The organism is Flindersiella endophytica, assembly GCF_054779015.1.
Genome location: NZ_BAAGYY010000043.1, coordinates 175,932 through 189,257 on the forward strand (window position 1 = coordinate 175,932; position 13,326 = coordinate 189,257).

Here is a 13,326-nt window from a genome sequence, read left to right on the forward strand (position 1 = left end):
AGATCCAGTAGAAGGTCACGACCGACCCAAGGCGAAGGACCCTCTCCTGGCGGGCCCCTGCGCAACGCGCCGGACCCAAAGCCGTCAACGGCCGGGACGAGTCCAAGCCGCGGTCAGGCAGGACGGGCGCGCGGAATCCCCGAACCAGGCGGCCGCTGCGGCCGTCGCCGGTGCACGTCGACCAGGCCGAAGACGACCGCGAGTGGCTCGCCACCGTCCGGGCGTTGAGCGCGCAGGGCGTACGGCACCGGTCCCGCCGGCATGGCTTCCTCGGCGTCCGGCTGGAACGTGATCCGCGCGACCCTGGACTCCCCCGGTTCGACGCGTAGCTTCCCGGGCTCGATCCGCGCGTGCTCGGCCAGCCGCCCCTCGACGGCCAGTGCGACGTCGGCCGCTTCGCCGCCCCGGTTGCCGACCCGCGCCATCACGGTCACGGGCCGGCCGGCCGCCAGGCACACGCTGGCCTGCAGCAGCTCGAGATCGATCGTTCCAGTCATCAAGTAGGACGCTATCCGCCAAAGCAGTGCGAGAGCCGTCCAACGAACCGACGAGGTGATGCGAAAAGCTGTCCGATTCAGGACAAGCACGCGCAACCTATGCTGATGACGTGGGCAAACAGATCGACGGCGAGCTCGGAATCGTCACCGGACTGGTCCGGTCGGCGTTCCTGGTCGACGCCGTCTACGCCAAGTCGAGCCGCGAGCACGGCATCACTCCCCAGCAGGGCCAGCTGCTGTGTGTCCTGATGGCACAGCCGTACGGCATGGGTGAGCTCGGCAAGGTCCTCGGCCTGGCCAAGTCGAGCCTCACCGGACTGGTCGACCGCACCGAGCGCAACGGCCTGGTACGCCGCGAGCCCGACCCCCACGACACGCGTGCGGTGCGCGTCACGCTCACCTCGCGAGGCCGCCGGCTCGCCGAGGAGTTCTACGCCGAGACCTGCGTGCGAGTCGACGAGCTGCCGAGCGGCCTCAGCGCCGCCGAACGCACCACGCTCGCCCGCCTGCTCAGCCGCATCGTGGCGGACAACGAGGTGCCGGTCGTATTCGTGGAACCCGACGACACGGGTGGGCGGGTGGGTGCATAGTTCGCACCACGAAGTATATTGGTTCGTGGTACGAACTATATTGGCCACCCACGGATGCGAGACCACCATGTTCCCCGAGTTCACCGAGCCGGTCTTCGGCTTCGGCGCCCACAGCCACCTCGACGAAGGGCCGGAGCTGCTGCGCCTGGCCCGGCAGGCCGACCGGGACGGCCTCGACCTGTTCTCGTTGTCGGACCATCCCTACATCGGGACCCGGTTGGACGCGTACGCCACGATCGGGTTCGTCCTCGGCCGCACCCAGCACCTCGCGGGCTTCGCCAACGTGACCAACCTGCCGACCCGGCCCGCCGCCATGCTTTCGCGAACGGTGACGACGCTTTCGGCACTGTCCGGCGGCCGGATCGTCTACGGCATGGGCGCCGGCGGACTGTGGGACCGGATCGCCGACCTCGGGGTGCCGAAGCTGTCGCCGCGCGCGGCCGTCGAGGCGTTCGAGGAGGCGATCGTGCTGGTCAAGCAGCTGTCCGGCGGCGGCGCGCCGGTCACGTACGACGGCAGCCACCACCACGTGAACCAGATCGACCCGGCCCCTGTGCCCGCGCCGCCGGTGTGGACCGGATCGGTCGGCGAACGGTCGCTGGCGGCGACCGGCAGGGTCGCCGACGGCTGGCTCCCGGGCCACGCGGCCGACTGGCTGAGCCAGCGCTTCCGCGAGTCGCGGCCGGTCATCGACGAGGCCGCGGCCGCCGTCGGCCGTGATCCGCGAGAGGTACGGACGATCTTCAACTTCCCCGGCCGCATCACCGACCGGCCGCTGCCCGCCACCCGCGACACCGCCGGCCGCTGGATCGGCGGTTCGGTGAGCCAGTGGGTCGAGGAGCTCACGGGCGCGGTCCTCGAGCACGACGCCGCGGGCTTCATGCTGTTCTCGCCCGAAGGCGGCACGCAGGACCTCGAGTCGATCGCCCGCTGGGGTGGCGAGATCGCCCCGGCCATCCGCGAAGCGGTCGCCCGCGAACGCGGCTACTCCCCGGCGGTCTCGAGCCCGTCCCAGGACCAGCGCGGGATGGTCAGCCCGTCCGGAACGTCGTCGGCGGATTGGTGATAGCGGGCCATCGTCACCGTCGTCGCCCAGGCGAAGTAGTCGTACAGCACCTGCCGTAGCGGGTCGCCGTCGGCCAGGCCCACGTCGGTCAGGGCCTGGCCGAAGCAGGCGATCGCCCGCTGGTCCATCTCGTCGTGCTCACCGTTGCCGCTGTGCAGCCGCACGACGTAGGTCTCGCCGCCGTAGGTGTCGGAGTAGGTCGTCGGGCCACCGAGCGCCTCGGCCCAGTACGCCGCGAGCCGCTCGGTGTGGTCCGGGCGGAAGCCGTGGCTGAACGCGTGGCTCACGATCGGGTCGGCCATCACCCGTTCGTGCCACGCGCCGGCCAGCTTCAGCAGCCCAGCCTCGCCACCGGCCGCTTCGTAAACCGTCTGCATGCCGAGCATCATGCCCCGGTCCGGGCGCCCGCCGCTTGGAGAAAATCACCCAGGATCGGCAGGACACTGGACGGCTGCATCGCCTGCATGTGGTCGAGCCCGTCGATGATGTGGACGGTCCAGCCCGTGGCCTCCAACTCGGCACGGCGGGCGATCAGCGGGCCGGCGATGCTGACCCGGACGCCGCCCCAGCGCTCGTCGTAGTCGATCTCGTCGGCCGAGCCGGCGAACGCCAGCCGCGGGCAGGTCAGCGTCGCCTGCGCGGCCCGGTCGTCGAAGTCCTGCAGCGCTTCGTACAGCGTGACGAACTGCCGGGCCTGCGCCTTCGACATCGTCACCTCGACCGACGACCAGTCGAAGTCGTCCGAGTACTCCGTCAGCTCGGGCGGCTCGGCGGTCGGCTTCTCGGTGGCGAGCTCGTGGGTCGCGTTCGTGACCTGCAACATCTCGATGTACGGGCCGTCGATCGGCGGGTAGCCGCCCATCGCCAGCGCCCAGAGCCGGTCGGTACGAATGGCGAGCTGGAGTCCGCTGAGCGCCAGCCAGGAGTAGCCGTAGTAGGCGAACCATCCGGCACCGGCAGCGTCGGCGACCGCGAGCAGGTCGTGCGCCACGTTGGCCGGCGTCAGCGTGTCCGGCTTGGGGTTGGCCAGCACGTGCGCCAGATAGTCGAACGCGACGACCTGGAACCGGTCGGCGAGCCCGGCGATCAGCGACCGGCCGAGCTGCGGGTCCATTCCCCAGCTGCGCGCGGCCTCGGCGACTTCGCCGGTGGCCGGCTCGGGGTCGACCGGGAGCAGCACGGCCGGGCCGGTGCCATGCACCTCGACCTCGATCGTCGCGCCGTCGTGCAGCACAGCCTGAACCATCGAACTCATCTCCTTACGCCGTAAAGCATTCGGCGGAGACGCTACCCCGCCGGCGACGGAAAGACACGATCGTTCCGCTGAACAATCACTCTGCGTCATGGCCAGATCGGCGCAAATCAGGCCGAGTCGGAAGCGTGCAGCTCGACGCAGCACTCGCCCGCGTGGGGCTCGAGGACGGCCTCGATCGCGGCGGCGTGCAGGCCGTCGACGACGCCGGCCAGGAAGGCGTGGTTGATGCCGCAGACCATCGCGGGCGCCTTGGCCGCCAGTGGGTGGAACGGGCAGTTGCGCAGCCGCACGCAGGTGGGCGACTCCCGGGCCGGCTCGAAGCCGTAGTTCTCGAGCAGTCCGCAGGCCAGCGTCAGCGCGCGCTCGGCACCGAGCCGGCCGGGGCGGCCGCGCTCGCGTTCGGCCAGGCCGACCTCCTCGCCGCGGTCGCGGGCCAGCCGGAGTACGGCGTCGCGGGCGGGCTCGGAGTCGGACTCGGCCAGCACGGCGTCGAGCAGGAGATCGGCGAGCAGGTCGTGGTGCCGCTGCGGGATGCTGACCCGGATGTCGGCGCCGGACGGCTCGTAGGCCTTCGGCCGGCGGCCCACCTTGCCGGGCCCGCTGGGCGGCGCCTCACCGACCCGTAGCAGACCGGCTTCGACCAGCTTGTCGAGATGGAACGCGGCGAGCTTGCGCGAGATGCCGACCGAGGCTGCCGCCTCGTCCCTGGTCACGGGCTGCCGGCTGCGCCGGATGAAGGAGTACATCTCGCGCCGCAGCTGATCGTCGAGCGCGGCGACGGCACGGATCGTCGGATCAGCTGGCACATAGTGACGATACACCCACGCCAGTTTCAGTAAACCGTCCCTCTTGACTGTTCCGCCTAATAAGACCAAGATGTTTTGGTGAAATAGCGGGACACAGGAGGGTGACATGGCGGAGCCGGTCCCTGCTGGGAAGCAACCGGTCAGTGCGGTGCTGGCAGGCCCGTACGGGCACCCGTACCATCCGATCCTGGTGACGGTCCCGATCGGCGCGTGGGTCGCGAGCCTGGTCTTCGACATCGCGTCCCGGCTCACCCACGACGCCACCGCGCTGGCCCTGGGATCGGCCTGGCTGATCGCGATCGGCGTACTCGGGGCACTGGCAGCCGCTGTCGTCGGCTTCCTCGACCTGATGGGTATCCCGTCCGGCACCGTGGCGTTTCGCACCGGCCTGCTGCACATGACACTCAACCTGGCGGTGACCGGTGCCTACGCCGGCAACTTCCTGTGGCGCCAGGAGAGCTACGGCGATCCCGGCCCGGTGGCCGCCGGACCGCTCGCGCTGTCCGCGGTGAGTCTCGCGGTCCTGGCCGCGTCCGGCTATCTCGGCGGCAAGCTCGCGTACCGCTACGGCGTACGCGTCGCCGCCGAACTCACCCAGGCCGAGGGCTACCGCGGGCGTCACACCGCGGCCAACTGAGACAAGCGACGAAGGAGAGACGATCATGGGCATTGGCGCTCTGGTCACGTGGCTGATCACCGCACTCGGCGGCTTCTACATGCTGGGCACCTGGATCAGGAACGGCGGCACCAAGAAGCCGAGCACGAGCAAGTTCCCACCCGGCCTGATCTTCGGGCACTTCGCACTGGCAGCGGCCGGGCTGGTGGTGTGGATCATCTACCTCTTCGCGGACATGGACGCGCTGGCCTGGGTCGCGTTCGTCCTGCTGCTGCCGGTCGCGGTGCTCGGCTTCACGATGCTCGCGCGCTGGTGGTCTGCCCGCGGCCAGGTCACGGAACAAGCGGCGGCCGAACAGCGCTTCCCCATACCGGTGATCGCCGGCCACGGCGTCTTCGCGGTCACCACAGTCGTGCTGGTGCTGCTGTCCGCTCTCGGCATCGGCCAAGCCTGACCAGTTCAACCAACCGAAGGATCTCCATGCACTCCACCGCACCCCTGCGTGTCGTCCACGAGTCCGGCAACGGCATCGACCTCGCCGAAGCCGAGCGGGCAGCGGCCCGTTTCCTGACATCGCTCGGGATCGAGTTGGAGTCGGAGAGCCTGCGCGGCACTCCGGGCCGGATGGCGCGGGCGTACCACGAGCTGTTCTCGCCCGCGCCGTTCGACCTGACGACGTTCCCGAACGACGAGGGGTACGACGAGCTCGTCCTCGCCCGCGCGATCCCCGTCCGCTCGGTGTGCGAGCACCACCTGCTGCCGTTCGTGGGCGTGGCGCACGTCGGCTACCTGCCCGGCTCCCGCATCCTCGGACTGTCGAAGCTGGCGCGCATCGTCGAGCACTTCGCCCGCCGGCCACAGGTGCAGGAGCGGCTCACCAAGCAGGTCGCCGACTGGCTGTGCGAGCACCTCGACCCGAAAGGCGTCGGCGTCGTGATCGAAGCCGAGCACACCTGCATGACCGTACGAGGGGTGCAGGCCATCGGCTCCAACACGATCACCTCGACGCTGCTCGGCACCCTGCGCGAGGACGCCCGCTCCCGGCAGGAGTTCTTCGCGCTCGCCGGCATCACGGCCTGAGCCCCGCCACCTCACCCGTCGACATCTGCCGGGGTGCGCCCGCTGCGAATGACCACGTTAACCACGCAATTAGCGAGTTAACCACGCCCCGGCGCGTGGCGAAGCACCTGCTGGCGTGGCGAAGCGCGCCAATGACCACGTTAACCAGCCAAAGCCGTGGTTAACGTGGTCATTCGCGGCGGGCGCACCGGCGAACGGGCGGCAACGGAGGCACGAACGCACCGGAGCACAACGCACCGGGCGGCTCGGGCGGCACGAGGCGGTACGTCGATCGTGACGACGTTCTCACGCTACGGGAGGTGCTCGATCGCGCTCGGTAGATCGGGCGGGTACGGACGGATCCGATCCCGACGCCGACATCGCCAAGGGCCCGCCGTACGTGCCAGACTGCTGCCGCGACGGCACGGAGGAACGCCGGTGCGATTCCGGGCGGACCCGCCACTGTGACAGCCAGACCCTCCAGGCCGTCGATCCATCCCATCCAGGGCGAGGACTCCCGTGGAGAGGTTCGGCATGACTCTGCTCGATCGCACGTTGGCGTTGATTCGTCCACTCGACACCGACGCCGCCGCCAGAGCTCGGCGGCGCCAGGACGGCCTGGTGAAACCACAGGGCTCGCTCGGTGTCGTCGAGGCCGTCGGTGTCCAGCTCGCCGGGCTGGCCGGCCGCTGCCCGCCTCCCGTGCCCGAGCCCGCGGCCCTCGCGATCTTCGCCGGTGACCACGGCGTACTCCAGCGCGGAGTCTCACCGTGGCCACGCGAGATCACCGCGGCGATGGTGTCGACGTTCCTCTCCGGCAAGGCCGTGATCAGCGCGCTGGCCAGGCAGGCCGGTGTCGGCGTCCAGGTCGTCGACGTCGGCGTCGCGACGCCGCTCGAGAGCGCGCCCGGCCTGCTGGACCGCCGGATCCGCGCCGGTACGCACGACCTGTCGACGACCGCCGCGATGAGCCGGGACGAAGCCACGGCAGCACTCGAGACCGGCATCGAGGTCGCCCAGGAGCTCGTCGACGGCGGCGCTCGCTGCCTGCTGACCGGCGACATGGGCATCGGCAACACCACGCCGTCGGCCGCGCTGATCGCCGCGTTCACCGGACTGCCGGCCACCGACGTCACCGGGCGCGGCACCGGCATCGACGACGACACCTGGCAACGCAAGGCCGGCATCGTGGACGCCGCGTTGCGCCTTCACCGGCCCGATTCGCGGGATCCACTGGCCGTACTCTCCGCGCTCGGCGGCTTCGAGCATGCCGCGACGGCCGGGTTCCTGCTGGGCGCCGCGGCGGGTCGCGTGCCGGTCGTCCTGGACGGCGTGCTGGCGGCCGCCGCTGCCCTGGTCGCCGAGGCGCTGGCGCCGGACGTCACGGGCGCGCTGGTCGCCGGGCACCTGTCGGTCGAGCCCGGTGCCGGGCAGGCGCTGTCGAAGCTCGGGCTGCGGCCGTTGCTGGACCTCGACCTCCGGCTCGGCGAGGGTTCGGGCGCGGTGCTCGCACTGCCGATCGTGCAGTCGGCGGCCCGCGTCCTGCACGAGGTGGCGCAGCTGTCCGAGCTCACCCAGCCGGCATCCGCACCAAGCGCCGGCGAACGGACGCTGGTGCTCGGCGGCGCCCGGTCCGGCAAGTCGGTGACCGCGGAGAGCCTGTTCGAGGGTGCCGCCGCGGTGACCTACGTCGCGACCGGCGCGCTGCCGAGCGCCGACGATCCAGAGTGGGCCGAGCGGGTACGCCTGCACCGGGAACGGCGTCCGGCGCACTGGACCACGCTGGAGACCCGCGAGCTGGTACCCCTGCTGGCCGCCGAAGCCGACGAAGCCGACGAGCCGCTTGTGATCGACTGCCTGTCGACCTGGCTGGCCGCGACGATGGACGACTGCGGGGTCTGGACGGGCGAGCCGCTCGACGCCGTGAACGCACGGATCGACGCGCTCGTCGAGGCGTGGGCGACCAGCCGTCGCCGGGTCGTCGCGATCTCCAACGAGGTCGGCAGCGGCGTCGTGCCCGCCACGTCCTCCGGGCGGCTCTACCGCGACCTGCTCGGCATCCTGAACGCGCGGATCGCCGCGGCGTCCGACGAGGTGCTGCTGGTGACTGCCGGAATCACCCAACGGCTGCGATGAGAAGCCTGTTGCTGTCGCTCACGATGTTCACCGCGATCCCGCTCCGGACGCAGGTGCTGGACGTCGACCGTACGATCGCGGCTCGTGCCCTGCTCTGGCTGCCGGCGGTCGGCGCCGCTCTGGGCGTGGTCGCGGCCGGCCCGCTCCTCCTGGCCAGGCTCGCCGATCCGGGCGCGGCGGGCGGACTGCTCGGCGCGGTCCTCGCGATCGCCGTGCTCGCCGTCCTGACCAGTGGCCTGCACCTCGACGGCCTCGCCGACACGATCGACGGGCTGGGCAGCCGCGCGCCGGCCGAGCGGGCGCTGGAGATTATGCGCCAGTCCGACATCGGCGCCTTCGGCGTGGCCGCGCTCGTGCTGTCGCAGCTGCTCAAGGTCTGCGCGCTCGCCGCGGTCGGGCCGACAGCCGCGGCAGTCGCGGCGCTCGTGCTCGCCGAGCTCACCGGACGCGTCGGGATCGTTCTCGCGGCCGGACCCGGCGTTCCGTCGGCGCGGCCGGAAGGGTTCGGCGCGCTGGTCGCGGGATCGGTCGGTGCGCTCCGCCGCGCTCTGCTGGTCGCGGCCGCTGCCGGACTCACCGTCCTGCTGGGCTGGTTCCTCGCCGGCGGCCTCTGGCTGTTGCTCGCGGTCGGTGCGGGGCTGGCGGCCGCTGTGTGGTGGCGGCGCCGGATCGTACGCAGGCTCGGCGGCGTCACCGGAGACGTGTTCGGCTCGGTCGCCGAGGTCGGCTCGACCATCGTCCTGCTCGCCGCCGCGTTGCTGCCGATCCGATGAACGCCATGCAGCCCATGCAGCCCACACAGCCCACACAGCCAACGCGGCCCGTCCGGCCGACACCGCCGGTGCCGGCGTACGCGACGGACGTGCTGCCCCTGCGCTGGCGGTCGGCCGCGGTGATCGTGCTGGCCTCGGTGATCGGGATCGCCGCCTATCTGTGGCCGTTCGTCGCCGAGTCCAGCGGCGCGTTCGGGCGGCACGTGCAGGACGCACCGTTCCTGTTCGCCGTACTCGTCCCGCTCGTCGTCGCCGTCGTGGCGGCCGAGCTCGCCGACGGTGGCATCGACGCCAAGGCCGTGGCCATGCTCGGCATGCTCGCCGCCGTCGGTGCGGGGCTGCAGGCGCTGAGCCCGGTCACCGGCGGGTTCGACCCGGTGTTCGCGCTCCTGATCATCGCGGCGCGTGTGTTCGGACCGGGCTTCGGCTTCGCGCTCGGCACGGTCGCGGTGGTCAGCGCCGCGCTGCTCACTGGCGGTGTCGGGCCGTGGCTGCCGTTCCAGATGCTCGGCCTGGGCTGGGTCGGGCTGGCCGCCGGCTGCCTGCCACCGGCGGCCGGGCGCTGGGAGCGGTTGCTGCTGGCTGGGTACGCCTGCCTGGCGGCAGCGGCGTACGGAGCCCTGCTCAACCTGTGGTTCTGGCCGTACGCCACCTACCTGCCGCCGGAGTCGACGTTCGTCCTCAACGCCCCACTCACCGACAACCTGCGGCACTACGCCACGTTCTACGTCACCACGTCGTTCGGCTGGGACCTGCTGCGCGCGGCGACCAACACCCTGCTCGTGCTGCTCGCCGGACGGCCACTGCTCGGCGCGCTGCGCAGGGCCGCCCGCCGGGCGGTGTTCAGCGTTTCGGTGCGGTCCTGACCAGGTGGCCGAACACGACCATGCGTTTCTGGCGCGCGTCGTTGTCGGCGATGTAGGTGTAGACGGCGGCGGTGGTCTCGACGATGATCTGGTCGCCGCGCCTGATCCGGTCGAGGTGCCGGAACGGCTGGCCGTGCGTGACGCGGTGGCCGGTGACCGCGAAGTTCCCGACCAGCCCACGGTCGATCACCTCGTCGCCGACTCCGGAGACCACGGCCACCTCGAGCGACGAGCTCATCGCGGGTATGCGCAGCAGCGCGAGCGCGCCGCCCCGAAGCACCGGGCGGGGCCGTGGCGTCGCCGGCCGCGGTGACCAGCTCTGGCGGACCTGGCGGGTCAGGTCCTGCGCCTGCCGGGCGGTCGTGCCGTCCTGCCACCACAGCTGGTAGCCGGCGAACGCCCCGAGGACGAGCGCCGCGCACAGGAAGGCGGCACCGAGCCCGAGCCAGACCCGATTGCCGATCACGAAGCGCCTCACGGCCGTAACTTAAGCTAGATCCCGTTCAGATCGATCGCCCGGCGCGCGTCGGCCAGCACCTGGTTGCGCAGGCGGCCGGGCGAGACGACGACCACATCGCTGCCGAGTCCGCCGACCAGGCCGATCGCGCCGTCCCAGTCCTCGGTGTCGAACTCCGCGTCGACCCAGCCGTCGGCGTCGGGCTCCGACAGCGAACGGCTGCGCGCGTACGCCCAGCTCGCCCTGGCCAGCGCCTCGCCGCGCAAGCGAAGCTTGACCGGGAACGAACGGAAACTCGCGGCGTAGGCCTCCTGGGCCTCCTGCCAATGCCCGCCCAGGTCGAAGTCGTCCGGCCTGGTGAACGACTGCTCGGTCAGCGTCAGGCCGTGGATCCGGGAGACGCGATACGTACGCAGGTCGCCGTCGCGCTCGCCGATGAGATACCAGCGGATGCCCTTGCGTACCAGGCCGTACGGTGCGACCGGCACGCCCCGGCTCGCCGGCTCCGCCGTGCCGTACCGCAGCTCGATCACCCGGTCGTCCCAGATCGCCTGCAGCAACTGGGGAAGCAGGTGCGGCGGGTCGCCGGCGATCGGTCCCCAGTAGCCACCGAGGTCGACGTGGATGCGCCGGCGGGCGTGCTCCGCGTGCTCGCGCGCGGCCGGCGCGACCGCGGCGAGCAGCTTGAGGATCAGGTCCTCGCCGGGGTCGTCGAGGCCGAGGTCGGAGAGCAGCCCGCGCGGCTGGCCCACGATCATCGCCAGCGCCTCCGTGGTGGACAGGCCGGTGAGGCTGGTGCGGTAGTCGTTGACCAGCGCCCAGCCGCCGGCGCCGCCGCGCGTGGAGTAGACGGGGATGCCGGCCGCCGAGAGCGCCTCCATGTCGCGGCGGATCGTGCGGGTGGAGACCTCCAGCTCCCTGGCCAGCGCCGACGCCGGTACCACGCCCCGGCCCTGGAGGCGGAAGACGATGCGGAGCAGGCGGTCGGCGCGCATGGTGCCCAGTTTGCCCCACGTACAGGACACAAGATGGCCCGTTCAGCGGGCATTGTGTGTTGGTATGAGCGCGATCATCGACAACGTTGTCTTCGCCTGCCCCGACAGCGGCAACGGCGTGAGCTATCCCGAGACGGCCCGGCCGATCGTCTCGTTCTACGCCGGACTGCTCGGCATGCGGCAGATCCGCGAGGACTGGCCGATGCTGTCGTCTGAGGTGGAGGACCTGCCGCGGCTGGCGTTTGGCGACGGTCCGGGCGAGTATCGGCCGCCGCGCTGGCCGGATCCGGAGCACCCGCAACAACTCCACCTCGACTTCCCGGTCAGCGACCTCGCCGCGGCCGAGGAGGTCGCCCTTCGGCTGGGCGCGGATCGGCTGGCCGACCATGGTTCGCATCGGGTGTACGTGGATCCCATCGGGCATCCGTTCTGCTTCTACGTGGATTCGGCGGCCGGCGCGCCGGGGCGAGTCGGGCGAGTCGTCGTCGACTGCTTCAGCCCGCGGGCGCTGGCGCGGTTCTACTCCGAGCTGCTCGACTTCCCGAACGTGGAGCTTGATCTCCCGGAGCGCGTCGTCATCGCACGCGAAGGCGACGCCGGGCCGGCGCTCGCGTTCCAGCACGGGCAGTTCCCGGCGCCGAGGTGGCCGGATCCCGCGTACCCGCAGCAGGTGCACCTCGACATCTGGATCAAAGACCCGGAGGAGGCCCGCGAGCGAGGCGAGCTGGCACTCGAGCTCGGTGGGATCCGCCTGCCCGAACTGGGTGGCAGCGCGCCGGTCTACGCTGATCCCGCCGGCCACCCGTTCTGTCTGGTGACGGAGGGGCAATGACCGCACGAACCGCCATCGACTGGCTGCTGGCCTCCGACGAGCCCGCGGTCCGGGCCCTGACCCGCCGTGACGTTCTCGGCCTTCCCGGCGACGAGAGCGACGCCGACGTCCTGGCCGGCCCCAAGGTGTCGGCGCTGCTGACGGGCCGCGAGCCGAAGCGCAACAACAGTCCGTACAGCAAATGGGATGGCATCCACTGGCGGCTGGTCTCGCTTGCCGAGCTCGAGGCACCCGCCGACGATCCGCGCGTGGCCGCGGCGGCCGAGCAGGAGCTGGCGTGGATCAGCAGGCAGGGACCGTACCGTGGCCGCGTGGTCGAGGTCGCCGGGCTCACCCGCGTCTGCGGCTCGGTCGGCGGCAACGCACTCGCCGTCAGCTGCCGGTTCGGCCTGGCCGGCGACCCACGCGCCGCGCTGGTCGCCGAGTCACTGGCCGGCTGGCAGTGGCCCGACGGCGGGTGGAACTGCGATCGGAACGCTTCGGGCTACCGGTCGTCGTTCCACGAAACGCTGTCGACAGCATGGGGCCTGCACGAGTTCGCGCAGGCGACCGGCGAGAGCTTCGCTCAGGAAGCCGCGGAACGAGCCGTCGAACTGTTTCTCGACCACCGCCTGCTCTACCAGCTCGGCACGGAGCAGGTGATCAACCGCCGCTGGCTCGAGCTGAGGTATCCGTCGTACTGGCGATACGACCTGCTGCGCGTGCTCTGGCTACTCGAGCGCATCGGCAGGCTCGACGACCCGCGCACCCAACCCGCACTGGACGAGCTGGAACGCCGTCGCCTGCCCGACGGCTGCTGGACCGTCGACGGCCGGTGGTGGCGGCCGGAGCCGACCACCACGACTCCTGAGGTCGTCGACTGGGGCGAGCCCGGTCAGCCCAACGAGATGGTGACGCTCAACGCGCTTCGCATCCTCCGCGCGGCAGGCCGCTTCAGCTCGGGACGGTGAGCAGCTCGGGGTTCGACGCGAGCGAGAGCAGGTGCTTGGCCGGCTCGGGTGCCAGGCGGCGGGCGCTCAGATCGAGCAGTCCACCGGTCGCCGTCACCTCGGCGGCCACCTCGCCGTCGGCCTTCACGATCCGCTGCAGCAGCCGGAACGTCCTGCCGCCCGTCCACTCGAACGCGCACGACACGTCGACCTCGTCGCCCTCGCGCAGCTCGCGGCGGTACGAGATCGTGGTCTCGAGCACCACCGGACCCACCCCGCTGGCGATCAGCTTGTCCTGCGCGATCCCCGCGGCCCGCAGCAGCTCCCAGCGCGCGTGCTCGGCGTACTGCAGATAGACCGCCTGGTTCAGGTGGCCCTGCCGGTCGACCTCGTATCCCCGCACACTGACGCGGACCTGAAACGGCTCAGCGTTGCTCACAGAGCCGAGC

Annotated in this window: 17 protein-coding genes; 10 read left to right on the top strand and 7 right to left on the bottom strand. The window is 71.3% G+C overall.

Translation table 11 applies throughout. The features are described 5' to 3' along the window. Positions 1–113: 113 nt before the first annotated feature. A complete protein-coding gene (locus ACYVF6_RS44080; protein ID WP_460532394.1) occupies positions 114–497 on the bottom strand; it encodes a hypothetical protein in 384 nt (127 codons plus the stop codon). 110 nt (positions 498–607) lie between these two features. On the opposite strand from ACYVF6_RS44080, the gene ACYVF6_RS44085 reads away from it, so the two are divergent. Continuing rightward, the gene (locus ACYVF6_RS44085; RefSeq protein ID WP_460532397.1) at positions 608–1,087 is read left to right on the top strand and encodes a MarR family winged helix-turn-helix transcriptional regulator; all 480 of its coding nucleotides are present in this window, start codon (positions 608–610) and stop codon (positions 1,085–1,087) included. Positions 1,088–1,154: 67 nt separating this feature from the next. Then, positions 1,155–2,153: an LLM class flavin-dependent oxidoreductase gene (locus ACYVF6_RS44090; protein WP_460532400.1), complete on the top strand. Its 999-nt coding sequence runs from the start codon at positions 1,155–1,157 to the stop codon at positions 2,151–2,153. Here ACYVF6_RS44090 and ACYVF6_RS44095 read toward each other — a convergent pair. The 3 genes from ACYVF6_RS44095 to ACYVF6_RS44105 all read right to left on the bottom strand — a co-directional run bounded on the left by ACYVF6_RS44095 (position 2,072) and on the right by ACYVF6_RS44105 (position 4,214). Further along, complete coding sequence (locus ACYVF6_RS44095) at positions 2,072–2,530, bottom strand: group II truncated hemoglobin (protein ID WP_460532403.1); 459 nt, start codon at positions 2,528–2,530, stop codon at positions 2,072–2,074. The two genes, ACYVF6_RS44090 and ACYVF6_RS44095, sit on opposite strands and share 82 nt — an antisense overlap. Positions 2,531–2,538: 8 nt before the next feature. After that, a complete protein-coding gene (locus tag ACYVF6_RS44100; RefSeq protein WP_460532406.1) occupies positions 2,539–3,399 on the bottom strand; it encodes an alpha/beta fold hydrolase in 861 nt (286 codons plus the stop codon). A 116-nt stretch (positions 3,400–3,515) separates the two neighbouring features. Further along, complete coding sequence (locus tag ACYVF6_RS44105) at positions 3,516–4,214, bottom strand: helix-turn-helix transcriptional regulator (protein ID WP_460532409.1); 699 nt, start codon at positions 4,212–4,214, stop codon at positions 3,516–3,518. Between the two features lie 106 nt (positions 4,215–4,320). On the opposite strand from ACYVF6_RS44105, the gene ACYVF6_RS44110 reads away from it, so the two are divergent. From ACYVF6_RS44110 to ACYVF6_RS44135, 6 genes are all read left to right on the top strand, one after another. After that, entirely contained in the window at positions 4,321–4,851 is a 531-nt protein-coding gene (locus ACYVF6_RS44110) for a DUF2231 domain-containing protein (protein ID WP_460532412.1), read from the top strand. A 25-nt stretch (positions 4,852–4,876) separates the two neighbouring features. Then, positions 4,877–5,284: a hypothetical protein gene (locus ACYVF6_RS44115; RefSeq protein ID WP_460532415.1), complete on the top strand. Its 408-nt coding sequence runs from the start codon at positions 4,877–4,879 to the stop codon at positions 5,282–5,284. A gap of 26 nt (positions 5,285–5,310) precedes the next feature. Further along, positions 5,311–5,910, top strand: a complete 600-nt coding sequence (gene folE / locus ACYVF6_RS44120) for a GTP cyclohydrolase I (RefSeq protein WP_460532418.1) — start codon at positions 5,311–5,313, stop codon at positions 5,908–5,910. 513 nt (positions 5,911–6,423) lie between these two features. Beyond that, positions 6,424–8,025 (top strand): nicotinate-nucleotide--dimethylbenzimidazole phosphoribosyltransferase, encoded by a 1,602-nt coding sequence (cobT, locus tag ACYVF6_RS44125; RefSeq protein ID WP_460532421.1) that lies wholly within the window; start codon positions 6,424–6,426, stop codon positions 8,023–8,025. Continuing rightward, complete coding sequence (locus tag ACYVF6_RS44130; RefSeq protein ID WP_460532424.1) at positions 8,022–8,798, top strand: adenosylcobinamide-GDP ribazoletransferase; 777 nt, start codon at positions 8,022–8,024, stop codon at positions 8,796–8,798. Before cobT ends, ACYVF6_RS44130 begins: the two co-directional genes overlap by 4 nt. Before the next feature lie 14 nt (positions 8,799–8,812). After that, the gene (locus ACYVF6_RS44135; RefSeq protein ID WP_460532427.1) at positions 8,813–9,664 is read left to right on the top strand and encodes an ECF transporter S component; all 852 of its coding nucleotides are present in this window, start codon (positions 8,813–8,815) and stop codon (positions 9,662–9,664) included. On the opposite strand, the gene ACYVF6_RS44140 is transcribed toward ACYVF6_RS44135, so the two are convergent. Continuing rightward, the gene (locus ACYVF6_RS44140) at positions 9,642–10,142 is read right to left on the bottom strand and encodes a class E sortase (protein ID WP_460532430.1); all 501 of its coding nucleotides are present in this window, start codon (positions 10,140–10,142) and stop codon (positions 9,642–9,644) included. The genes ACYVF6_RS44135 and ACYVF6_RS44140 overlap by 23 nt on opposite strands. A gap of 14 nt (positions 10,143–10,156) precedes the next feature. Beyond that, positions 10,157–11,116 carry a helix-turn-helix transcriptional regulator gene (locus tag ACYVF6_RS44145; protein WP_460532433.1) on the bottom strand — a complete coding sequence of 320 codons (960 nt, stop codon included), beginning with the start codon at positions 11,114–11,116 and terminating at the stop codon, positions 10,157–10,159. A 64-nt stretch (positions 11,117–11,180) separates the two neighbouring features. Here ACYVF6_RS44145 and ACYVF6_RS44150 point away from each other — a divergent pair, with 64 nt between their 5' ends. Further along, positions 11,181–11,948 carry a VOC family protein gene (locus ACYVF6_RS44150; protein ID WP_460532436.1) on the top strand — a complete coding sequence of 256 codons (768 nt, stop codon included), beginning with the start codon at positions 11,181–11,183 and terminating at the stop codon, positions 11,946–11,948. Beyond that, positions 11,945–12,898, top strand: coding sequence for a hypothetical protein (locus ACYVF6_RS44155; RefSeq protein WP_460532439.1), 954 nt, complete (start codon positions 11,945–11,947; stop codon positions 12,896–12,898). Before ACYVF6_RS44150 ends, ACYVF6_RS44155 begins: the two co-directional genes overlap by 4 nt. Here the strand turns inward: ACYVF6_RS44155 and ACYVF6_RS44160 are convergent. Continuing rightward, positions 12,882–13,316 carry an acyl-CoA thioesterase gene (locus tag ACYVF6_RS44160; RefSeq protein WP_460532442.1) on the bottom strand — a complete coding sequence of 145 codons (435 nt, stop codon included), beginning with the start codon at positions 13,314–13,316 and terminating at the stop codon, positions 12,882–12,884. The two genes, ACYVF6_RS44155 and ACYVF6_RS44160, sit on opposite strands and share 17 nt — an antisense overlap. Between the last annotated feature and the right edge of the window lie 10 nt (positions 13,317–13,326).

Excerpts from the sequence above, each read along its gene's own strand:
- ACYVF6_RS44150 (WP_460532436.1), top strand. The coding sequence starts at position 11,181 with ATGAGCGCGATCATCGACAACGTTGTCTTCGCCTGCCCCGACAGCGGC.
- cobT (WP_460532421.1), top strand. The coding sequence starts at position 6,424 with ATGACTCTGCTCGATCGCACGTTGGCGTTGATTCGTCCACTCGACACC.
- ACYVF6_RS44135 (WP_460532427.1), top strand. The coding sequence starts at position 8,813 with ATGCAGCCCACACAGCCCACACAGCCAACGCGGCCCGTCCGGCCGACA.
- ACYVF6_RS44130 (WP_460532424.1), top strand. The coding sequence starts at position 8,022 with ATGAGAAGCCTGTTGCTGTCGCTCACGATGTTCACCGCGATCCCGCTC.
- folE (WP_460532418.1), top strand. The coding sequence starts at position 5,311 with ATGCACTCCACCGCACCCCTGCGTGTCGTCCACGAGTCCGGCAACGGC.
- ACYVF6_RS44145 (WP_460532433.1), bottom strand. The coding sequence starts at position 11,116 with ATGCGCGCCGACCGCCTGCTCCGCATCGTCTTCCGCCTCCAGGGCCGG.
- ACYVF6_RS44080 (WP_460532394.1), bottom strand. The coding sequence starts at position 497 with ATGACTGGAACGATCGATCTCGAGCTGCTGCAGGCCAGCGTGTGCCTG.
- ACYVF6_RS44155 (WP_460532439.1), top strand. The coding sequence starts at position 11,945 with ATGACCGCACGAACCGCCATCGACTGGCTGCTGGCCTCCGACGAGCCC.
- ACYVF6_RS44095 (WP_460532403.1), bottom strand. The coding sequence starts at position 2,530 with ATGCAGACGGTTTACGAAGCGGCCGGTGGCGAGGCTGGGCTGCTGAAG.
- ACYVF6_RS44090 (WP_460532400.1), top strand. The coding sequence starts at position 1,155 with ATGTTCCCCGAGTTCACCGAGCCGGTCTTCGGCTTCGGCGCCCACAGC.
- ACYVF6_RS44110 (WP_460532412.1), top strand. The coding sequence starts at position 4,321 with ATGGCGGAGCCGGTCCCTGCTGGGAAGCAACCGGTCAGTGCGGTGCTG.
- ACYVF6_RS44115 (WP_460532415.1), top strand. The coding sequence starts at position 4,877 with ATGGGCATTGGCGCTCTGGTCACGTGGCTGATCACCGCACTCGGCGGC.
- ACYVF6_RS44100 (WP_460532406.1), bottom strand. The coding sequence starts at position 3,399 with ATGGTTCAGGCTGTGCTGCACGACGGCGCGACGATCGAGGTCGAGGTG.